The sequence below is a fragment of the Pseudomonas sp. B424 genome, assembly GCF_055408345.1.
The window spans coordinates 1-4867 of sequence record NZ_JBUZTL010000053.1 but is presented as its reverse complement, the minus strand read 5'-3'; the positions used below and the strand labels follow the sequence as shown (position 1 = coordinate 4867).

The window sequence follows — 4867 nt, the reverse complement described above, 5'->3', positions numbered from 1 at the left end:
CGCTGCCGTTACCGTAACGGCCGCTCATTCGGGCACCACTCCGGACGGGCCGCCCAAGGTCGCGGCTTCACAGGCAAACGCTGCCGCCTGTGGTGGCGTCAGCGCTCCGGCGCTGACCACGGCGTTTAACCAGTCCCAGAGTCGAGTCACACAACGCGTCTGTTGCTCAGCCACTTCCTGCAGGTGATCCAGTAACTGCGCCTCCAACGTCTCGGTCGAGGTGGCCAGCATTTGCGGCTGCAGGTCCAAGGCGATGCGCTCGGCCAGTGCGGCAGCCGCAGGGGATAGCGTGCGCAGGTCGCGCAGACGGCGCTCATAATAGGGCGTGACGGGTAACGGCATGGCGGTGGTGTCCTGTTCCGAGTCAGTGGCCCACTACGCGTAAAACCATAGCAATGGGTTCTGGTGTACCAGTGTAGGGGGGGGTTGGTTTCCGTGCCCAGAAAAAAAGGCCCCCAGCACTCTCTCAAGTGTGGGGGCCTTTTGAACATAAGCGGCGTTATTCGCACCAGCTAGTGCTGTGCAAACATATCATCCATAGGTTCTCTCATTTGTTCTATTTGCAGTTTTATATCTGCAATAGATTTTTCATGCTTAGCAATCGCCATCTGGTGATTTTTTATCATTTTTTTGAAATGATCCAAATCATATTCAGATGACTCATCTAAAGAAACGCCTGTGAGCATACCCATAGTTTTATTGAGCGCTATTTTTTTATCTGCCTCAATAAACGAATCATGATCCATCTGATTTACTAACGCTTGTAAATCGGAAACACTAGATATATTAAGGAAAGCTTTTTTTGACGATACGTAAACTACAGATTTCTTCTTTTTCTTTAAAAGCTCGATAACATTGCTTAATGTTCCAGTGCTTTTACAATCCCAAACCATAAGTCCGAAATCAGAGTCATCAGCCATTTTTAAATCTTTTGCAGTAAAATATGCTCTAGATTTAGTTTTCATCGGTGGTTCAACATTTACGACAGGCCACGAACCATCGTTATTTCTAGGTGAGTCGCCGGTACAGTAAACTGTAACCGATGGAAAATTATTCTTTATAAGGTACTGTTGTACGGACTTATCAACTCCTCCAGCATCACCAATCAATACCTTTACACCAGACGATATAACCTTATCCAGCCTAGATTTTACCTTATCGTCTAGGCTTTTTATCTTGATAGACCCAGATATGAAAACTGTTGACATTTAATTCCTCCGAGTCAAAGCAACAACAGAGATATTTTTAATATTAGTATACTTACGCAGTTCTGTACAGGCGGCCTCAAGAGAGGCTCCAGTATCATACAAATCGTCAATCACAATAATATTCCACGGACCTTTAGTAAGGCGGTCACGTGATTCAAAACATCCTTTAAGAGCATCTACACGCTCGTCATAAGAATCTAGATCCTTCATGGCTCCGGTAGTTTTAATTTTTACCAAAACATCTTCTGTAAAAAAAGCCCCCAAGATTTCAGCGACTTTTTTAGCCACCTCGTAAACTGGCTGCTGTGCCCTTTTCTTACTCGCAGGCATAGGTATGACTACGTGAATTTTTGGAAAACTTTTATCTTGCAGAGCTGCAACCACAGAATTAGCTAAAGACTCAACCTTGGTAAAATCTGATCTGTACTTAAGTTTAAATACTTCCTCACCAATGACTGTTCTTTCTGTGTCGTATTGCATATATCCTTGCGCATTAGGACCAATAGGCACGCTTTTAATTGTATGCTTATCTAGACTAACGGCATGGTCCCACGCACTAGACTTAGGTATCACTCTAATAACCATTTCTCTTCCTTGTTTTTTGGAATTTCCAGAAAAAACTCAAGCTTTAGGCACAACGCCCTAATTTACTACCGCTCTCACACGTAAAGCCATGATTACAGGAGCTGATAGATCCTGAATGTGCTCATTATGAAAAATTAGGTGCGCTCGATGCGGCTTAGTTTCCTCGTCCCAAAACTCTAAATCTTCCATTCGAAACTGATGCTTGCCCTGGTACGTAGCAGCGAGGTCAGCCGCCAAGCTACGCGCGGCTTCGCCAGGCGTAGCTATGGCCCAATCAACAATGTCGGCTATCTGTTCGGCTGGTGATTGCTGCGTGACACCCTGAGCGGCAGCACAGGCAAACTCGTTGTAAAGATGAGCGCCTAGCGCAGGATCATCCGTAGGATTTCCCGGGCACAGCCGCGGCTCCCAAGGAAGCACATAGGTCGATTGGCCGAGAACTTCTTGCCGGACGTAGTCCGAAGGTTTAGCTAAACGCTGCATGAGGTTTTCTCCCAAGCGAAAATCTCATGGTAACGCGTCCAGAGCGGCCTTAGCCGCTCTGATAAACCGTCGTCGAAGACGGCGGAAGTAGCCTGACAGACACACACCGAGCCCACGAGGGGTGTGAGGGAAAATGTCCCCCAGGACGAATTTTTCCGTTCTGCCCTGGTGCAGCCCGTTCAGGGCGAAACCAGGGTGCGAAGCATCCGGCCGCATCGCTTGCGTGCGCGTCAGGTGAAACCGGACCAACCTGGATTCGCGATGTAGCAGTCGAGAAAGGGACGAAGGACCGCAACGAGACGTCGCGCAATTGCAGAATGCAGGTTGGTCCGGCTTTGCCGGGCGCGCACGCGGGTGAATTTTCGAGACAAGCCCGTCCAGGGCGCAGGGGAGGAAAGAGGGTGGAGGCTCGCGCAGCGAGTCGGAACCCTGAAAGCCTGACGGGGCGCTCCCCCGGAAGGTTTGGGCGTCCCGCAGGGCGGCCACGACAGACCGTAGGGATGGCGCGCTGTTGCTCTGCTTTTGTCTTGGATTATCTATGTAGCGTTCTATTGGTCGTTCTATTGCGTTGGCTATTGCTTCAGCAATAGAACGCCAATAGGAGAGGTATAAAGGTGAAAAGGTACAAAAGAACAAAAAGCCAAGAGCATTCGCGCTACGCGCTCACCAGCTCGACCCCCTAAAGGGGGACCCCCACTCGCTGGGAAAGATCCAAAGCGGGTAATAACCCTGAGAGACAAGAGCACGAGCAATGATGGCTGACGCCAGTCTAAGGCCGCCCACTGGCGGCAATAATGATGGCTACGCGACGCTCTTGATGGCTCCCACTGGCGTGGGAGCCCCTACGATCGGCTTTTAAAAAAAGCGTCTCGCATGACTCCACGCAGTGAGGATTTTGTTCCAGGTGCGACCACCCGGCTCCCACTCCCAACAGGCGTTCCAGACTTTCGGGGATTGTTTACCACTGCGCCCCCTGCCCTCTTCGGCGTCTGGCGGTTGGTGGGTTTTAGGACAGTGACAGCGCCCGTGGTTGGGTTTTTACGCTGCCCTGCCATTGCCTTCTCGCCCTTGCGGGTCGCACCTAACCGGCTATACCGGCTGCCGTGAAGAGATCCCCTTGATCGGCAGCTATTACTTCCCGGGCCCAAAGCATCTTGATTCCAAGCGTCGGGAAGAGGTGTCGGGGGAGGCTGGAAGCTGGACAGACGGGAGTTTTCCCGACAGAATTGGCTTACCAGGTCTCGTTCCCCGCACCGAAAAGCAGAGATTCCCCGAGACCTTGGCCAGAGCGATTGCCGTCGCCGCTGGCCCGAATGAAACCCTGCCTTGGCAGGGTTTTTTCGTTTTAATGCTATGTATCTATTACCCAAAGATATTGCGTTTGCTCGCTCAGCGCAAACCCTGTGTCTTTCACAAGCTGCCGTGTGGGTCTGGCAGCTGTGCTGCCTACCAGCACGGTAGCCAACAAGGTCCACCGGACCGCGTTAGGGAATGGTCGGTTAAGTCTCATAAATAGCAGTAGACTGTAGGGCACCCTACAGACAGAACCCGACACTGCCCTACATGGCAAAATTAACCATCGGCCGCATGGCAAAACTCTACGGTTTACACCGTTCAACATTGCATGAGGCCGTGTCTAAAGGCCGCGTAACTGCTGGCCTAGACGGTAAAGGGCAAAAGGTTATCGACCTATCAGAAATGATCCGTGTTTATGGCGAACCACAGGGGATCACCCTACACCGCCCTACACTTGACCCGACACCCTCACCCTACACTTCCCCTACACCTGAAATTGACGCCCTACACCCAGCCCTACACTCGCTGGTTGAAGAGGTTCGATTGCTGCGTGCAGAGATACAAGAGCTGCAACAATCACTTCGGCTGATCGAGCATAAACCCGAGCCTAAACCTGCATTGCCTCACAACACGAAGCCAGGGGAAGCCCCTACTTGGGCAAATTTGCTCGACGCTCTCGATAACTAAAAGCCGTGGCCAGTTTCGCGGGCGCGAAACTTCACAGTTCCACCGCAAAGCCTCGCACGCCGAGCCCTTCGGCAAAGCGACCCACCGCCGTCAGGCTGGCCCAGGTACGAATCACCTCCCGCCTCGACCGTACTGGAATCAGCCGCGAGTGCGGCCCGCCGAGGCGTACCGAAAACGTCCACTTGGTACGGGTGGTATCACGGCCGGCGACAAACTCCCTGACCGCGCTCTGTTGCACCAGGTGCTGCAGCGCGTCTTCGTGAATCCCGTCCCCGATCACAGCAGCAACGCCGTGACGCGCGCCTGAGCGGCGTCATCAATGATCAGGTACAGGCTTTCAATGTCGGCCGGCTTAAGCACCTTGAGCTCTTCCAGCATCTCAACAAAACCTTGCGCCCGCTCGCTGGCCAGATGCACCTGCAGGGTGTCGGCGGCGAGCTCGATGGCAGTCATTCGACGGCGCAGTGTGGCCAGCACTTCAGGCGACGTACTAATCGCGGCTAACGGGTCGCTGCCGTTACCGTAACGGCCGCTCATTCGGGCACCACTCCGGACGGGCCGCCCAAGGTCGCGGCTTCACAGGCAAACGCTGCCGCCTGTGGTGGCGT

The 4867-nt window shown here is 52.6% G+C and carries 7 protein-coding genes; 1 reads left to right on the top strand and 6 read right to left on the bottom strand.

Annotated elements, in window-relative coordinates; all coding sequences use genetic code 11:
- Positions 1-24 precede the first annotated feature (24 nt).
- From ACZRMS_RS26065 to ACZRMS_RS26050, 4 genes are all read right to left on the bottom strand, one after another.
- Entirely contained in the window at positions 25-342 is a 318-nt protein-coding gene (locus tag ACZRMS_RS26065) for a hypothetical protein (protein ID WP_073510850.1), read from the bottom strand.
- 170 nt (positions 343-512) lie between these two features.
- Positions 513-1208 carry a hypothetical protein gene (locus ACZRMS_RS26060; protein WP_463929408.1) on the bottom strand — a complete coding sequence of 232 codons (696 nt, stop codon included), beginning with the start codon at positions 1206-1208 and terminating at the stop codon, positions 513-515.
- A complete protein-coding gene (locus ACZRMS_RS26055; RefSeq protein ID WP_463929407.1) occupies positions 1209-1793 on the bottom strand; it encodes a ComF family protein in 585 nt (194 codons plus the stop codon).
- 57 nt (positions 1794-1850) lie between these two features.
- Positions 1851-2276: a hypothetical protein gene (locus ACZRMS_RS26050; RefSeq protein WP_463929406.1), complete on the bottom strand. Its 426-nt coding sequence runs from the start codon at positions 2274-2276 to the stop codon at positions 1851-1853.
- Positions 2277-3839: 1563 nt separating this feature from the next.
- Here ACZRMS_RS26050 and ACZRMS_RS26045 point away from each other — a divergent pair.
- Positions 3840-4259 carry a hypothetical protein gene (locus ACZRMS_RS26045; protein ID WP_073515003.1) on the top strand — a complete coding sequence of 140 codons (420 nt, stop codon included), beginning with the start codon at positions 3840-3842 and terminating at the stop codon, positions 4257-4259.
- Between the two features lie 31 nt (positions 4260-4290).
- Here the strand turns inward: ACZRMS_RS26045 and ACZRMS_RS26040 are convergent, their stop codons facing one another.
- A complete protein-coding gene (locus ACZRMS_RS26040) occupies positions 4291-4539 on the bottom strand; it encodes a hypothetical protein (protein WP_010657465.1) in 249 nt (82 codons plus the stop codon).
- Positions 4536-4796 (bottom strand): hypothetical protein, encoded by a 261-nt coding sequence (locus ACZRMS_RS26035; protein ID WP_010657466.1) that lies wholly within the window; start codon positions 4794-4796, stop codon positions 4536-4538. The genes ACZRMS_RS26040 and ACZRMS_RS26035 overlap by 4 nt, the downstream gene beginning before the upstream one ends.
- Between the last annotated feature and the right edge of the window lie 71 nt (positions 4797-4867).